This window comes from Kitasatospora sp. NPDC056731, from assembly GCF_040687675.1.
Lineage (GTDB): Bacteria > Actinomycetota > Actinomycetes > Streptomycetales > Streptomycetaceae > Kitasatospora.
In genome coordinates this window covers 1-16,994 of sequence record NZ_JBFBNR010000083.1, presented here as the reverse complement: position 1 = coordinate 16,994, position 16,994 = coordinate 1, and the positions used below count along the sequence as shown (strand labels likewise).

Genomic DNA, 16,994 nt, shown 5'->3' with positions numbered 1-16,994 from the left:
GGCAGGTACTTCATCGGTGCAGCCATGGCAGAGGCTCCCTTCTCACGGCCAATCAGGCCATGTCCCGCAACCTTCCACACCTCGGGGGAACCTCAACCTCCAGATGACCGCCCACCCCAACGGCCGCATGGAAGGCCTCGTCTTCGCCCACGCGGACGGATCGCCCCTGCGGCCCCAGTGGGTCCTCGACCAGCTCCGCAAACGCACCGCCGAACACGGACTCCCGAAGATCAGGCTGCACGACCTGCGCCACACCGCGGCCAGCATCATGATCGCCGAAGGCATCCCCCTCGCGATCGTCTCCAAGACCCTCCGCCACGCCACCCTGGCGACCACGATCAACCTCTACGGCCACCTCTTCAAGGACTCCGCCGACCAGGCCGTCAACGCCCTCGCCCGAGCCCTCAACCGGGCCCAGGCAAGCCGGCTCCGAGCCCTCCCGGACAGCGATGACGGGATGCCGCTGGCGGCGTAGCGGTAGCCGCGACCGGTGCCCCCTCCTCGGGACGGACGAGCTGACACCTGGTTGGCCTCCTGAAGCGGGTGGCTTCTGGGCCGCAGGAGCTGGCTGCCCGCAGCGGGTTCCGCACAGCGCGGTGTGGACGGTCAGCACGCCGGCCGCTGACCGTTCACACCGCACCGGGCGAGTGATCGTTACGGAGTAGAGCGGCGGAGGGTCACAAGTCTGTACTGGATGTCGCGAACGATCTCCAGCCACTTCCACGGCTCAGGGGCATCCCAGTACTTCTCGCCGATCGGGCGCCAGTCGGACAGCTCGCCCAGCTCCGTCCCCAGGGCCTCCCAGTCAGTCCCGTCCGAGGCGCCGCGGTCCGGGTCAAGCGTCTGGTTGCCGACCAGGGCCCGCAGTGTGTCGTAATCACCCGGGGCATCAATGAACAGGCGCTCGGCGGCTCACCGTCAACGACATCGTCCACGAAGGAGAAGCACTACTTCTCGGCTCGGGGAACCGGCCTCACCCGTCCCAGAGCCGGCCGCTTCCCTGCTGCCCGAACCACATCGCCGACCGTGACAACGTGAACCCGCCACAATAAAGCGTCTCCCTGGCTCTTCCCCGGCCGTCGAGCGGGACAGCCCTTCCGCCCCGACTACCTCTCTGCGCTCCTCAACAAGGTCGGTGTCCCAATCGCTGCCGCCCGCGGCGCCGCCATCCGGCAGCAACTCCTTGAGATGCCCACACCCGTCGTCGCTGACGCCCTCGGCCACCACGACAAGACCAACACCCGCCTACTCGACGAGACCGGCGGAACACGGAGCCGCGACGCGGCCGGGGATCACACACGGTCACCAGCAGGCTGGGTCCCCCTAGGAACCGGCGACAGTGGAATGACGAGAGCTCACCCGTTTTCACGAAAGCCCTCACCTCACCCAGCGTGAGACGGTAGGTTCACAAAGTTAGATGGCCGCCTCTCGGGTTGGCTACGCCTTGCCCCCGCCACCTCACACCGCCCCGCCGGTGGGTTCTCGCTGTTCCCGAGCCAGGAGGGCTGATACAGCCATGCCTCTTTCCGTCAGCGACCTTCGCAAGGCCCTGGAATTGGCCCAAGGCGAAGGTTCGTTCCAGATCGGGCCGATCGACCTCGGCTTCGGGGACGTCCTCGACTTCTTCAAACGCTTCGTCGACCTGCCGGCCGACAAGATCCCGGTCAGCGACGTCACCGTGGACCTGGACCGCCTGATCGTGAGCGGTACCGTCAAGCTGGCTTCGAAGGTGACCACGCGCGCCCGGCTGTTCTTCCTCCCCGACGCCGAGTGGGAGAACGTCGCCGGCCTCCGGGTGGACGCCACGCTCCCGGAGGGCGAAGGCCTGCCCGACGAGGTGAAGGAAGTCCCGGCCGCCCTGGCGAAGATCGGCCTCGGCACGCTGCACCTCGTCTTCGGCGCCGAGCCCAAGGCCGCTGGCGGCGGCACGCAGGCCCGGCTCGGCTTCGGCGTGGAGCTGGACTTCCCGAACGCCGAGGCCGACCCCAAGCCGTACGTCTGGGGCTACGCCCCCCTCGGCGCCGGCCAGTCGTGGTCCGTCACCGGCACCTTCCCGGACGTGCCCCTGGACAGCCTGGACGACCTGCTGGACTTCGCCGATCTGAACCCCGGCGACTTCAAGCCGCCGCCCGACCTGCCCTCGGCGGTGGCGCTCGCGCTGACCGGCCTGGGCATCAAGTTCCTGCCGAAGCACGCCCAGGGATCACAGGGCTCGCAGGCCGTCGACTACGACTGGCAGGAAGCCCGGATGACGGTCTCCCTGGGCATCGACTGGGACGCCATCCCTGGCGTCCTGAAGATCCACGACCTGGCCGCCACGTTCCAGGTCGAGAACCCGCTCAGCGCCTCACCGACCCTGGTCGCCGGGGCCGCCGGCCAGGTCCGGCTCGGCAACAAGGTCCTGGTCGACGTGGCCGTCGCCTACCCGGAGAAGACGATCAGCGGCCTGCTCGCCGAGCCGTTCCCGCTGGCTGAGCTGCCGATCCCCTCGGGCATGGGCCTCCCGCCGGAGGCGATGGTCAGCACCCTGACGATCGACGGCGACCTGAACGCGCCGCCGGCCCGCGGCTACGCCTTCTCCTCGACCCTCCAGAACGCTTGGAAGGTCGGCGGCGACCGCGTCGAACTGACGGACGTGACCCTGACCGTGGCGGACTTCGGCGCCACCGAGGGCTCGGTCACCGCACAGTGGCGCATCGGCGAGGGCGGCACGCTCGACGTCACCGGCACCTGGACCGGCGCGACCGGCGACAACCCCGGCGCCTGGTCATTCCACGCCCAGGGTCTGGGCATCCGCCCCGCTGACGTCTTCGCCGCCCTGGGCATCTCCCCGCCTGCCTTCGTCGATGACCTGATCGTCGAGGAGCTGTACGTCGCCTTCGACGACCAGCGCAACGCCGAAGTGGTCTTGGTCAGCAGCGTCGTCCTCGGCGAGAAGGCCGCCCGCCTGGAACTGCACCTCGCGGCCAGCGGCGGCGACAAGGCCGTGTCCGGTGTCCTGGAGCTGGTGCTGTCCGAGAAGAAGACGATGCGCTTCACCGTCCAGTCCACCACCGGCGCCGACGGCACGTGGCTGGCCGCCAAGTGGGAGAAGATCGGCGCCGAGCCGCCGCTGGAGAGCCTCAGCCTGCTGACCGCCCTCGGCCTGACCGGCCCGGCCGACACCCCGCAGGCCCTGCTGCCGAGCCTGGACTCGCTGGTGCTGTGGCACGAGCCGGGCGCGAAGCGCTCGGCCCTCGCCGCCTCGGCCGGCTACACCTCGTGGGCGTTCGCGGCCGTGGACCGCAAGTACGGCGCGGCGGCCCGGCTGAACGTCACCGCCTCGACCAAACAGCTGCCGATGGTCGGCGACCTGATCCCCGCCGAGTACGACGTGTCCCTGTTGGGCCTCGGATTCGCCCTGACCTCGTCCGGCTGGGACACGGCGGCGGCCGCGGCCGCGAACGACCTCCTGGGCGAGGTCGGCGGCTTCGGCGCGGCGGCGTTCGGGCAGATCGACACCGCCTCGGCTCCCGCGCCCGCGACGACCGCGCAGGCCCCGGCCCAGCTCACCGCCACTGTGTCCGGCGACGTCGCCACCGTCTCCACCGACCTGGCCGCCCTCGACACCTCGATCACCGCCGCGATGCCGGTCTTCCCCGAGATCGATCTGTCAGGGCTCTGCGTCACCCTGTCCTACGGCATCGGCGGCGCCGAGCAGGACCCGCTGGTCCTGGAGATCTGGAACCGCCGGGGCGGCGGCAACCTGCCGGCCCGCAACCGCGTCCAGGGCTTCGACGCCGCCTACGACCTCGACCTGGCCATCGGCCCGCTGCGCCTCAAGCGCATCGCCCTGGGCTACGCCGACGGCCGCGTCTTCGTGTCCTTCGACGCCACCCTCATGGTCGGCCCGGTCACCTTCTCCCTGCTGGGCCTGGGCTTCGGGATCAGCACCGGCACCCTCGGCGCGGCCACCGCGGCCACCGCCGCCGAAGCCGGCTCCAAGCCGGTCCTGGGCGGCGCGGCCCTGCGCATGGACAAGCCCCCGCTGAGCATCGCGGGCGCCTTCGAGAACCGCGTCGACCCGGACTACTCCGTCCTGCTCGGCGGCTCAGTCGTGGTCGAGGCCAAGTTCTTCGCCATGACCGCGATGGGCAGCTACGCCCGCAGCAGGCAGGGCTGGTCCTCGCTGTTCCTGTTCGGCGAGGCCGGCGGCGTCGGCGACGTGGCCCTGTTCGGCCCGCCGGCCTTCAGCGTCACCGGGATCTCCGGCGGCTTCGGCGTCAACAACGACATCCGGATCCCCGCGATCGACGAGGTCGGCGAATTCCCCCTGGTCCGACGCCTGACCGGCACTGGCGCGCCGACGCCGGAGGAGATCATGGAGATGCTGATGGGCCCGGACGCCTGGATGCGTCCGGAGTCCGGTGCCTACTGGGGCGCGCTCGGCCTCCAGTTCACCTCCTTCAAGTTCATCCAGGCCCGCGCCCTGGCCGTGGTGAAGTTCGGCAACGAGCTGGCCGTGATGCTGCTGGGCCGTACCTCGGTCACGTTCCCGAAGAACGCCGCCGCCGGCCGCAAGGTCCTGGCCAAGGTCAACATCGACGTCCGCCTGGGCTACGAGGACCGCAAGGGCCTGCTGTCCATGGACGTGGCCCTGGCCGACGGCTCGTACGTGTTCCACGAGTCCGCGCGGCTCACCGGCGGCATCGCCGTCTACCTGTGGACCGGCGGGGACAACAAGGGCGACTTCGTCATCACCGCTGGCGGCTACCACCCCTCCTACACCAACCGGCCCGCCCGCTACCCGAACCCGGCCCGGCTGGGCTTCGTCTGGTCCCCGGACAACAACATCCGGGTCAGCGCCCAGATGTACGCGGCGCTCACCCCGAACGCGATCATGGCCGGCGGCCGGCTGGAGGCCAAGTACGAGAAGGGCCTGCTGTCGGCCTGGTTCACCGCCTACGTCGACGCTCTGCTCCAGTGGAACCCCTTCTACCTGGAGGTGAGCGTCGGCGTCCGCATCGGCGTCGCGTTCACCATCAAGGTCTGGTTCGTGAAGGTCCGGGTGTCCATCGAGGTCGGCGTCGGCATCGACCTTTGGACCCCGCCGCTGGGCGGCCGGGCCTCCGTCAGCGTCTGGTTCGTCAGCTTCAGCTTCGGCTTCGGCGCCTCCCGGCCCTCGCTGCCGGCCCAGAACTGGCAGGAGTTCCGCCAACAGCTGCCCGACCCGCTGGCCATCACCCCGCTGGAGGGCCTGCTCCCGGACATCGACCCGGCCGAGCTGGCCGCCCGCGCCGCCCAGAAGGCCCCGACCGCGATCACCGCCGCCGGGTTCGTCATGGAGACCGTCTCGGCGATCCCGGCGTCGAAGACCTTCGTCAACGGCAAGCAGTACGGCGAGGCCGGCCAGACCATCGACATCCGCCCGATGGGCAAGACGAACCTGACCTCCGAGCACCGGATCGTCATCAAGCGCAACGGCGACATCTTCGAGTGGCAGGACTACGACTGGACGATCACCCAGATCAAGCGCGACATGCCCAGCGCGCAGTGGGGCGCGCCCGGCAACCCGAGCCTCGGCGAGGGCCTGATCCCCGGCCACCTGGTCGGCCTGCGCATCGAGATCCCCGAGCCGGAGACCGCCGACGAGCAGGTCGGCCCGATCAGCACCAAGGCCCTGGGCGCGGAGACGCTGCCGGAAGGGGACACCCCGCTGCGCCCCTCGGCCCCGGCCGGCCCGGTCCCGGCCGCCGCCGACAACCCGAGGATCATCGCCGACACCCTGGCCGCGGCCGAGGTGAGGACCAAGCGCAGCGCCGTCCACACCGCCCTGGGCGCCTGGGGCTACGGCCCCGGCGCCGACGGCTCGCTGGCCAAGTACGCGTCCCGCGCGCAGACCACCCTGACCGACGCACCGCTGGTGCTCCCGACGACGATGGCGAGCTGACCCATGGCCACCCGACGCGCCCCCGCGGGCACCCAGGCGTCCCAGGAACTGCTGAACGTCACCTTCATCGACTACATGCAGCCGGCCGCGACCGCCGGCGTCTACCGGATCGAACTGGAGCACGTCCTCGAAGACGGCAACGGTGACATCACCGTCCCCGAGCCGCTGCCCACCCCCGCCGAGGAGTTCGAGGTCAAGGCGCCGCAGTTCATGCTCGACGGCGCGACCGTGCAGGCGGTCTACCCGGCGCGCGGCGCGGACGGCGACTTCGGGCACGTGCTGCCGCACATCACCCTGACCCGCGAGTACCTGCCGTGGGAGCGGGAGCTCAAGCACTCGGAGGAGCCGGCGCCGCTGATGGAGAAGCGGCCGCCGTGGTTGGCGCTGCTGGTCTTCCGGGCCGGTGAGCTGCCGCACGACCCGGAGGGCCTGGCGCTGACCACCGAGCGGACCGTGGAGGATCTGCTCGCCAGGACGGACGATGAGATCCTCGGCCCGTCCATGCCGGGGCTGGAGGACCCCACGGTGCTGGCCGGCAACTGCCGGACCATCGACGTGCCGGTGGAGGTGTTCAACGCGGTCGTGCCGCGCGAGTCGGAGCTCTACTACCTGGCGCATGTCCGGGACGTGGACGAGCCGAAGCTGATGGCCGACGGCGAGATCCTGATCAAGGGCACGTTCAGCGTGGTGACCGCGAACCGGTTCGCGCGTGAAGAGGGCGACTACGCGGTGCACCTGGTGTCGCTGGAGGGCTTCGACACGTGTCTGGACGGGTCGCTGTCCTCGCCGGTGGAGTTCGTGCGGCTGGCGTCGCTGTGGTCGTGGTCGTTCCGGAACGACCCGGCGGCGGCGTTCGACGCGGCCGGGATCCTGGCGAACCTGGTGGACCCGGACGGCACGGGCGACACCACCGCGGAGAAGCTGGCGCTGCGCATGCCGAAGCCGGCCGCGGCCCCGGCGAACCCGAGCGCCGATGAGGCGTACGCGCTGGAGCGGCTGCGGCTGGGCTGCGTGCCGGTGCCGCACCGGCCGATCACCGGCGAGCACACCTACGCCTGGTACCGGGGCCCGTTCACGCCGCTGACCGCGCAGGAGGTCAGCGACCTGGACACGTCGAAGGCGCACACCACCGCCGACTTCGCGCTGGTCTACGACCAGACCTACGGCGTCTTCGACGTCTCCTACGCCGCCGCCTGGACCCTGGGCCGGACCGTCGGCCTGGCCGACCCCTCGTACGGCAAGGAGGTGACCCGGGCGCGCCGGGAGCTGGCGAACACCGCGGTGCGGATGATGACCGTGGCGCACGACCCGGTGCGCTCGGCGGCGCTGGCCTCCGCCGCCGCGAACGGCATCGCCGCGTCCGCGTTCTCCGGCGACGGCACCGCCTACGGCCTCAGCGCCCTGGCCCGCCTGGCGGCGAACCGGGGCGGCCGGACGCTGACCGAGGCGCTGGCCGCTCCGCAGCCGCCGGCCGAGGCCGTCGCGCTGGCCGCTCCGCCGGTCAAGCTGAGCCGCGCCGAGACCCGCGCGACGTTGTCCGCCGGTGTGCAGGCCGCGACGCTGCTGTCGGTGGCGTCCCAGCGGGCCGACGCGCTGGAGGACCGGCTCGCCGAGCTTAGGGTCCTGAAATCAGTGCCCTTCTCCTATCTGGTGCCGGACTTCCGGATGCTGCCGGAGGAGTCGCTGCGGCTGTTCCGGGTCGACCCGACCTGGATCGACGCGCTGCTGGCCGGGGCCCGGGACGTAGCCGTGCACACCTCGCTGGACACCTTCTGCGACTCCTCCCTGCGGGCCGCGACCCGGACCGGGGACCGCTCCGGCTACCCGGCCGCCGGAATGCTGATCCGCTCGGCGCTGGTCCCGGCCTGGCCGGACATGGTGCTCGTGGCCAAGAAGGGCTCCGGCCCGGACGGGCCGACCATCCGCGAGCTCCGGCGTGAGCCGGTGGCCTCCGACATGCTGTTGGTCCTGTTCGACGACGTCCCGGACAGCGTGCTGATCCGCGAGCCCAGCGAGGGCATCCACTTCGGCGTCGACGTCCACCCGGGTGACGGCCGCGCGGTGGTCGGGCTGCGGCAGCTCGAAACCGACCAGTCCGTCGAGCTGGGCGCCTCGCTCGGCACCTACTTCCCCGACTCCGGCCCGGACACGGTCTTCTCCACGTACCTGCGCCCGGCCGCCCAGGAGGGCGGGGAGCGCGACGTCCTGCACCTGACGGGAGACGACGGCCTGGTCAAAGCACTCGCCGGAGCCCACTCACTCCCCGACCTGTATCCGTCCCAGCTCGCCGTACAGCTGGTCAACGCGCCGCTGGCGCAGTGGCTGCTGCCCGGCTCGGGCTCGTGACCAGGACCGGAAACCAGGACCAGGGAAACCAGGAGAACACCGACATGACCGACGCCGCAAAGCCCCAGAACACCGAGATCCAGAACGCCGAACCGGAGAACACCGTCCAGAACAGCACGGACCTGTTCGTCCCGATCCGCCTGCACGCCCTGGTCTCCAACGACGCGGTGAACTCCGCCGGCGGCCCGTTCTCCCGCTGGAAAGCGGACTACGAGCTGATGCTCGACGAGGGCTTGTCCCCGGAGCCGCCGGCCGGGCAGGGCGCTGAGGAGCGCGTCGACTTCGGCGTGCACCTGCAATGGCAGTTCCCCGAGGCCCTGGCCGCCGGGCACTACGACGAGAAGAGCGAGGTCACCACCTTCCCGCTGGTGCCCAACCGGTGGCTGGTCGTGCGCTACTTCGACCCCAAGGGCCAGGCCACGCCGTCGAACCGGAACACGGTCCACGCCAAGGGCTGGCTGGTCCACAGCGACTACCTGGAGTCCGACTACCCGAACCTGCCCGACAACTACGCCGAGCTGAAAGTGCCGCGACTGCGCGACCCGCAGACCCAGGACACCACGTTCCTGAGCTTCGTCACCGACGTCACCGACACCCCCTGGTCCGACCCGGGCCGCCCGGCTGGCGGGCCGTTCCTGACCGCGGTCGGCCCCGGTCTGCCGGCGTTCGCCGCCTACGAGCCCTACCACAAAGGCGTCTTCTCCTTCCACGACGACCTCACCGACCTGATGGACGGCGTGGTCGACACCTACCCGCCGGACAACCGCCTGTCCTACCTGGCGATCGGCTGGTATTCCGAGCAGCCCGCCGACATCCTGGCCCAGGCCCTGGACATCCCCGGCCTCCTGCCGCCGGACCGCACCGACCCGGCGGCGATCCTGGAGGCGCTGGAGTGGGCGCTGCCGGACTCCGTCCCGGACACGCTGCAGAACACCCTGTACGTCGGCCACGCCCTCGGCGTCACCTGGAAGCAGCGCAACTACCAGCCGCCGTCGGACAAGCCGGACCCGGACGACGCGAACAACCCGATCAAGGTCTCGGTCGGACACAGCGTCGGCGACGCCGCCGCCGCCATGACCGCCCACCAGACCGGCACCGCGGACACCGCGAACCTGATCTCAGCCCTCTTCCACGGCACCATCGACACCTTCGACGCCCCCGGCGGCGACGACGAGCTCGACGAGGCGCTGCGCAGCACCTGGTTCGCCGGGCACGAGGCCGGCTACACCTGGCGGCTGGCCGAGCGCCGCCCCGACGGCTTCGGCGACGGCGAGGGCGCCCTCGGCGTCCCCGGCACCGCCGCCGCCCGCCGTGCCGCCCTGGCCGCCGACCCGGCCTGGCTGACCGCGCTGAACGTCCAGCAGGCCGGCTACGACGCCGAGCTGCCGAAGCTGCGCAGCCTCCAGTGGCGCACCTGGACCCTGTGGTTCCTCAAGAACCGGGCCCCGCGCGAGGGCCAGCACGCCCCCGGCTTCGACGCCCTGGCCGACGCCCAGCTGGACCCGGCGGCCAGCCCCGACGGCAAGCCGTCCATCGCCAAGCTCACCAAGACCCAGTACGACAAGGTCGCGGAGCTGTCCAAGGACCTGCCGCACGGCGACACCCCCGAGGAGCTGGAAGCGGCGATCGCCGCCTACCTGGCCGCCCAGAGGATCGAGCTCCCCGAGAACACCGTGCTCCAGCGGGAGATGGCCGAGAACTACTACACCCCGGCCGACCCGGTGGTCCTCATCGAGGGCGCCAACGTCGGCGACCCGCTGACCCGCGACACCCCGCTCCCGGTGCGCCTGGCCGCCGCCCTGGTCACCAAGCTGAAGATCGGCGGCACGGACACCACCGCGCCGACCGACCCGCCGGCCCCGAACCTGACCGGCTTCCCCGCGGCGATCCAGCCGCTGCTGAAGTCCCTGCTCGCGGAGTTCTCGCTGCTGGACAAAGCGGCCTGGACCCCGGACAGCGCCCCCGGCCCCACCTCGCTGCACAACGCGATCGCCTACCCCGGCTCCAACGTCCCGGTCGGCACCCTGGCCGAGTACACGGCGTTCTGGCAGCAGCCGTGGCTGCCGATGTACCTCCAGTGGGACGTGCGGTACGTCCCCACGCCGTTCCGCACCGGCACCACCGAGCACTGGACCTTCGACGGGGACATCTACGCCTGGAAGGGCACCGGCTCCGCTGCCACGGACGAGTCCTCCGCGCGGCGCCGCATCTTCCGCGGCCGCTCCTTCCTAGCCCCGACCGTGCGCTACGTCGCGGAGAAGCAGCTGGACCGCTACCTGGCCACGTATCCGGACGCCGAGACGCTGGGCGTCCGGCAGCTCCGCGAGGACCTGGCCGACCTGGACATGCTGTCGCAGACCCTGGACGGCTTCCACGCCTGGCTGCTGACCCAGGACGGCGGCGCGCGCCCGCAGCGCTCCCGGGTCGAGATCCCGGCCGAGTTGAAGCCACTGCTCGGTGACGCGCCGACGGTCCCCTCGCCCAGCGGGCACCTGGACGGCGAGGAGAACGACGACACCTTCCAGCCGGTCCGCGCCGGTCAGTTCTTCTTCATGGACCTGCGGATCGTGGACCGGTTCGGCCGGGTCGTGGACCTGACCAACCCCACGTACTACAACCGGTTCCCGCCGATCCGCGCCGCCAGCGTCCTGCCGGACGCGGGCAAGCCGCTGTACCCGGACCCGGTCGGCGTGCAGCGGTTCGTCCAGCTGCCGCCGCGGCTGCTCCAGCCGGCCCGGGTGCGGCTGTCCGGCGTGTCCGCCGCGGACGGCACGGCCGGTTTCGGCATCGCCACCGCCCGCACCGCCGGGACCCCCGCCTCCCCGGTCGGCGGCTGGCTGCTGGTGAACCACCTGGACCAGACCCTGATGGTCTACGCCCCGGACGGCTCGCCGCTGGGCGAGCTGAGGGTCCTGAACACGGACGACACCATCGCGTGGAACCCACTGCCGCACTCCCCGCACCCGGACCCGGCCTCGGACGGCTTCACCACCGCCTACCCGCGCCTGGCCGACTTCATCAAGGGCCTGCGCGAGCAGCCCACACCGCACGTGGCGTTCCGGGCCCTGCTGGACACCATCGACAGCGCCCTGGACACCATGGTCGACCCGGCGTCCCAGGACGACGCGGTCCCCTCCCGGCTGATCGGCCGCCCGGTGGCGCTGGTCGCCGCCGACCTGGCCATCGACCTCCAGGGCCTGCCGCTGACCGACCCGGGCTGGGCCACCGCCCCGGTGCCGCCCTCGGACGGCGTGGTCGCCGGCACCGCCTCGGTGGACACCGCCTCCGAGCAGGACTACCCGGGCGCGAACGGCTACCGCTGGCCGGTCCGCCTGGGCTCCTCCGACCGGGTCGCCGACGGCCTGATCGGCTACTTCGCCTCGGCGACCGGCCCGAACAACCCGGCGATCAACTACACCAAGCTGTACACCGAACAGCCCGCCGGCGCCCACGCCTACCTGGAGCCGATCGGCACCGGCGCGGGCCTGGCCCTGCCGGCCACCCTGCCCGGCGAAGCCGCCGTCACCCACCACCTCACGGTCCTGATGGACCCGCACAACGGCATCCACGCCACCACCGACATCCTCCCCATCGGCCGCCTGGCCCTGGACGCGGACTTCGTCCACGCCTCCCTGTCCCGGATCCGGGCCTCCTTCCGGCTGCACCCGCTGCTGGCCGTGGCCCGCCCCCCGGTGTCGGAGGAGGACGCGGCCGCCCGCCGCTCCAGCCCCGGTCTGTCCTCGGTGCGCGCGGAGGATTCGATCGTCATGCCGCACCCCGCGGCCTGGCACGGCGACTGGACCTGGGCCGAGCCGCGCGAGGCCGCCGGCGAGGTACCGGAGTGGCTGGAGTTCCCCATCGCCATGGCCGACACCTACGCGTACCCCGGCGAACCGGTCGCCGAGGCTCGGGCCGGCTACCTCCAGCTCAAGCCCCGCGACTGACGCCCCTACGAACCAGGACTCCGATATCCATGAGCACTTTGGTGCTGTCGGCGAGCTCGCTGCTGAGCTTCGCCATCGAACCGGACCCCGACCCCCTGACGGTGTCCACAGCCGCGCAGCCGGTGACCGGCCGTCTGGACATCACGGTCGGCCCCGGGAACTCCGGCCCCGCGTTCTGCAAGAGCGTCAAGGTTCGGATTCCCATCGGGGCCGGGGCCGCTCAGCTGACCGAGAACCGCACCGCGCTCACCTCGGCCGTCACCGGCGCGACCGGGTGGACCGCCCGCCCCGGCTACGCCGACGGAACCTGGCAGGTCTTCGAGTTCACCACCGACCGCCCCGTCAACGTCACCGATCGCGCCGCCACCCTCGTGATCTCCCAGATCGAGGTGAACAAGACCGCCGGCAGCGCCGATATCGAGATCATCGAGGAGACCTCGCCGACCAACGGGTCCTTCACCGCCAAGACCACCGCCGCCGACGTCCAGAAGTTCCCGGCCGAGTTCGCCTTCCGCAACTTCCGCCCGGCCAAGATCATGGTTGCCAACGGTGAGAGGGCCGTCCTGCGCTGGGACGGCAGCACCGGTGCCACGTACACCATGTACTGGGGCCGCAGCTCCCAGGACGTCACGAGCGTCCGGGAGTGGTCCACGCCCGAGCCGCTGACCGAGCCCACCGGCTTCATGCTCCAGGCCAGTGTCACCACCGGCGGCCAGACCCTCGTCCACACCCTGACCACCGTCGTCATGGTTGAACGCCCCGACCTGGACACCGGCAAGCTGGACGTGTGGGGGAGGGCCGACTTCCACGGGGACATCAGTCTGATGGAGATCGCGCCCGCCAGGCCTTTCCACGAGATCGCCCCCGGGGGTCCCGCGTACGAGTTCACCGCGGCGGCCTCGGGATTCATCACGGTCCACGGCCGGGCGATTCTGAGCCCGAGGTGGGAAGCCACTGCTTCAGTACGCAGTGGCGAAATCTTCGCCGAGGCATATATGCGCTACGACGGCACGACGAACAGACTTTCCGCGGGGGCCACGGCAACGTGCCCCATCGTGAAGGGCACGCGCGTCCGCCTGTCGTTCAGCCACGTCGCCGGGGTCACAGACGGTGCCGCCCGGTTCTGGTGGATCCCGCTCGGCAACGCGCAGTCGCCCGTCGCCTGAGCCGCCGGCTCCCGTGCCCGCCCCTATGACACACCGACCGAAGGAGACCGCCTTGTCCCAGACCGTCACCGCCGCCGACTCCCTGCTCGCCTTCGAGATCGAACCGGACCCCGACCCCCTGACCGTCTCCACCGCCAAAGACGTCGTCATCGGCCGCCTGAACATCACCGCCGGCGTCGCCTCCGCCGACTCGGTCTACTGCAAGAAGATCACCGTCCGCATCCCGATCGGCGCGGGCGCCGCCCACCTCACCGAGAACCGCGACGCACTCCGCTCCGGCGTGGACAGCTCCCCGGGCTGGTCGCCCAAGCCCGGCTTCGATGACGGCGCCTGGCGGGTCTTCGAGTTCACCCCCAACCGTTCGACGGCGCTCACCGGCCGCGTGGCGACCCTGGTCGTCTCCCAGATCGAGGTCAACACCGCCGCCGGCAACGCCGGCATCGAGATCATCGAGGAGACCTCGCCCACCGACGGCGACTACACCACCAAGACCACCCCCACCGACGTGGCCAAGTTCCCGGCCGAGTTCGTGTTCCGCAACTTCCGCCCGACCAAGGTCATGGTGGGCAACGGCGAGAGGGCCGTCCTGCGCTGGGAGGGCAGCAACGACGCCGCCTACACGATGTACTGGGGCCGCAACTCCTCCCAGGACGTCTCGAGCGTCCGCGAGTGGAGCACCCCCGAACCGCTGACCACCCCCACCGGCTTCATGCTCCAGGCCACCGTCACCACCGGCGGCCAGACCCTCGTCCACACCCTGACCACCGTCGTCATGGTCGAACGCCCCGACCTGGAGATCGGCCACCTCGACATCGCCGGGCGCACCGTCTTCCGCGGCCTCCTGGAAGGGCTGCTCCAGGACGAGGTGCTGCTCTTCGAGTCGACGAGGAGTGACGACGGCGAGGTGCGTGACCGGGAAGCCGAATTCCGGGCCCAGGGACCGGGGATCGTCGTCGTCAGGATGCAGATCCACGACCTCCCCGCAGGACAAGCCGCTGCAGCTTGGGTACGCACCGCGCGCCGCGAACTCCTGTTCGCCTCTGTCCAGCTGGCCAGCAACGGTCCCGCCTACGACACCGGATCCGCAACCCAGCCCTTCAAGATCGGCGAAACCATCTATTGCGGGACACAATGGCCGAACAAGGCCACGGGAGGCAGGTCCTACGGCAAAGCTCAGTGGATCTGGCACCCGCTGGGCCCGCAGGAACCTCCCGTCCGCCTCTGAAAGTCCCCCACCACTGAGCTGATCCCGTCCGCTGCCTCACGGCTGCCCTGCGAGATCGGACGTGACCCGAACCCCCGGCCGTCCCCACTGGGGCTTGGGTTCTAACGGTCGTCGCAACACCCCAGCTCAAGGTGTGCGATGGACTTCGAGATCCGCAGGGACCGGAATCCGCAGGGGCCCAGGAGGCCTCGCGCCGAGCGGAAGGAATACTTCCGGCTCGTGCAGCAGGGATACAGCAGCAATGAAGCGTCCCGGCTCGTGGGAGTCCACCTGCGGGCCGGCCGTGAGTGGCGCCACGGCCGGCTCGCAGGCCGCGCTTCGCGACCCCGATAATCATGATCAGCGAACGACCAGCCGAGGTCGAGGACCGGGCCGTGCCTGGCCACTGGGAGGGCGACTTGATCATCGGCAAGGACAACGCCTCCGCGATCGGCACCCTCGTCGAGCGCCACGCCCGGGGAATCAAGTGGCCGCCGCCGCGATTACGGCGTGTACTCGTGCCGCCGTCCGGCCGGAGGGATCGAAGCGGGCGCGGCACCGCAGGATCGGCCGATGGGGAATGGCACGGCCAGGGTTCCTCGGTCCCGCGGGAGCCGCGGCCGTACGGACCGGCAAGCCTCAGTCACCCGGCAGCACGGACGTGCCGTGGATCAGCGGCGCGGCGGATGCGGTGCTTGCGCCACGCAAAGCAACCAGAGCAGCGGCCAGCAGATCTAAGTGGCCGCCAGCGGGGACTCGCAAGGCTCTGGCGCGAGTTCCGTGAAAGCCGCCCGGGGATGGTGACGGTTGGCGATCATGACGGGTGCCTGTTGCTGATCTTCTGGCCGTCCTGTTCCCTCAGTTCGCGCTGGTGCACGTCGAGTTGGTCAGATCGGCGGGCCGGTCGGTCCGTGTTCATGCCCGGGGCCGGACACTCGGCGCGAGCTGCCCGGGCTGCGGGGCATGGTCCGAGCGGGTCCACAGCGGGTACGAGCGGCGGGTCACCGACACCGCGGTCTCCGGGCAGGAGCTGGTGCTGCACCTGCGGGTCCGCCGGTTCTTCTGCGACAGCTCGGGGTGCGGGAAGCGGACCTTCGCCGAGCAGATCACCGGCTTGACCTTCCGGTACGGACGGTGCACTGTGCCGCTGCGCAAGCTCCGCGAGGCTGTTGCCCTCGCTCTGGGCGGCCGGGCGGGCGCCCGGCTGACCGAGCACCTTGCGGTCGGAATCGGCCGTGACGCCCTGATACGCCTGGTCCGCGCGCTGCCGGACCCGACGACCGGCCCGGTTCGCGTGCTCGGCGTCGACGACTTCGCCCTGCGCAAGGGCCACCGCTACGGCACCGTCCTGATCGACATCGAGGGCCGCCGCCCGGTCGAGGTCCTGCCCGAGCGATCCGCCGACGCCCTGGCCCGCTGGCTCACCGAGCACCCCGGCGTCGAGGTCATCTGCCGGGACCGGGCCAGCTACTACGCCGATGGCGCCAACCGTGGTGCCGGCACCGCGACGCAGGTCGCGGACAGGTTTCACCTCTGACAAAACCTCGGTGATGCCACCGAGCGACTGGTCGCCCGCCTCCGCTCGCAGTGGCTCCCGCCCACGCCGGAGAAGAACAAGACAGTGCTGTCCGAGGGACGACTGGCCCAGCGCGCCCGCGAGCGTCACGCCGCCGTCCACGCCCTGATGGACAAGGGCATGGGGCACAGCCAGATCGTCGCCGAGCTGGGCCTGGACCCGAAGACGGCGCGCAAGTTCATGCGCGCCGCCACGGCGGACGAACTGATCGGAGTGGGGCCCACCGGCGGGCGACAGACCAGTCTGGACGGCCACGCGGCCTTCTTGACCGCCCGGTTCAACGAGGGCTGCCACAGCGCACTACGGCTCCACCGGGAACTCGCCGAACGCGGCCTGACCGTCAGCGAGCGCACCGTGCGCCGCTTCGTGCACCGACTGCGCGAGAACGCCAAGCCGACCACCAACCCGCCGGTCCCCAAGGTCCGCGAGGTGACCAAGCTGATCCTCACCCGCCCCGACAACCGCCCCGAGGCCGGCCGCGTCCTGCTGAAGGAACTCCTGCACCGCTGCCGAGAGTTGGACGACGCCAGCGAACTCATCGCGCGGTTCGCCTCGATCCTCGTCCACCGCCGGGGCCAGGAGGAACTCGAACAGTGGACCGCTGACGCCCAGGCCAGCGGGCTGTCAGAACTGCGTGGGTTCGCCACCGGCCTGCGCAAGGACTGGGACGCGGTCATGGCCGGCCTCACGCTCCGCTGGAACTCCGGCCCGGTCGAGGGGCACGTCAACCGCATCATTCTGTGGAATCTGATTTGTCAACATCATGCGTATTTGAGTAGTTCCATCGGCCACCTTCGTTGCTCGGCGGTGTCCGGGACGGCGAGCCCGC

General features: G+C 70.9%; 8 protein-coding genes and 1 pseudogene. All 9 read left to right on the top strand.

The window, feature by feature from the left end; all coding sequences use genetic code 11:
* The first annotated feature begins 103 nt into the window (after positions 1 to 103).
* Positions 104 to 475 carry a tyrosine-type recombinase/integrase gene (locus AB0R04_RS38250; RefSeq protein ID WP_363378722.1) on the top strand — a complete coding sequence of 124 codons (372 nt, stop codon included), beginning with the start codon at positions 104 to 106 and terminating at the stop codon, positions 473 to 475.
* 1,041 nt (positions 476 to 1,516) lie between these two features.
* Positions 1,517 to 5,929 carry a DUF6603 domain-containing protein gene (locus AB0R04_RS38245; protein ID WP_363378720.1) on the top strand — a complete coding sequence of 1,471 codons (4,413 nt, stop codon included), beginning with the start codon at positions 1,517 to 1,519 and terminating at the stop codon, positions 5,927 to 5,929.
* 3 nt (positions 5,930 to 5,932) lie between these two features.
* Positions 5,933 to 8,275, top strand: coding sequence for a hypothetical protein (locus tag AB0R04_RS38240; RefSeq protein WP_363378719.1), 2,343 nt, complete (start codon positions 5,933 to 5,935; stop codon positions 8,273 to 8,275).
* 44 nt (positions 8,276 to 8,319) lie between these two features.
* Entirely contained in the window at positions 8,320 to 12,219 is a 3,900-nt protein-coding gene (locus tag AB0R04_RS38235) for a hypothetical protein (RefSeq protein WP_363378717.1), read from the top strand.
* Positions 12,220 to 12,248: 29 nt separating this feature from the next.
* Positions 12,249 to 13,385 (top strand): hypothetical protein, encoded by a 1,137-nt coding sequence (locus AB0R04_RS38230; RefSeq protein WP_363378715.1) that lies wholly within the window; start codon positions 12,249 to 12,251, stop codon positions 13,383 to 13,385.
* A gap of 52 nt (positions 13,386 to 13,437) precedes the next feature.
* The gene (locus AB0R04_RS38225) at positions 13,438 to 14,610 is read left to right on the top strand and encodes a hypothetical protein (protein WP_363378713.1); all 1,173 of its coding nucleotides are present in this window, start codon (positions 13,438 to 13,440) and stop codon (positions 14,608 to 14,610) included.
* 317 nt (positions 14,611 to 14,927) lie between these two features.
* Positions 14,928 to 15,059, top strand: a pseudogene (locus AB0R04_RS38220) (IS30 family transposase); the annotation flags it as partial.
* A 353-nt stretch (positions 15,060 to 15,412) separates the two neighbouring features.
* Complete coding sequence (locus AB0R04_RS38215) at positions 15,413 to 16,126, top strand: ISL3 family transposase (RefSeq protein ID WP_363378711.1); 714 nt, start codon at positions 15,413 to 15,415, stop codon at positions 16,124 to 16,126.
* A gap of 84 nt (positions 16,127 to 16,210) precedes the next feature.
* Positions 16,211 to 16,994 (top strand): transposase (locus AB0R04_RS38210; protein ID WP_363378709.1); only part of this gene is annotated, 784 nt, incomplete at its 3' end.

Excerpts from the sequence above, each read along its gene's own strand:
- AB0R04_RS38250 (WP_363378722.1), top strand. The coding sequence starts at position 104 with ATGACCGCCCACCCCAACGGCCGCATGGAAGGCCTCGTCTTCGCCCAC.
- AB0R04_RS38245 (WP_363378720.1), top strand. The coding sequence starts at position 1,517 with ATGCCTCTTTCCGTCAGCGACCTTCGCAAGGCCCTGGAATTGGCCCAA.
- AB0R04_RS38240 (WP_363378719.1), top strand. The coding sequence starts at position 5,933 with ATGGCCACCCGACGCGCCCCCGCGGGCACCCAGGCGTCCCAGGAACTG.
- AB0R04_RS38235 (WP_363378717.1), top strand. The coding sequence starts at position 8,320 with ATGACCGACGCCGCAAAGCCCCAGAACACCGAGATCCAGAACGCCGAA.
- AB0R04_RS38230 (WP_363378715.1), top strand. The coding sequence starts at position 12,249 with ATGAGCACTTTGGTGCTGTCGGCGAGCTCGCTGCTGAGCTTCGCCATC.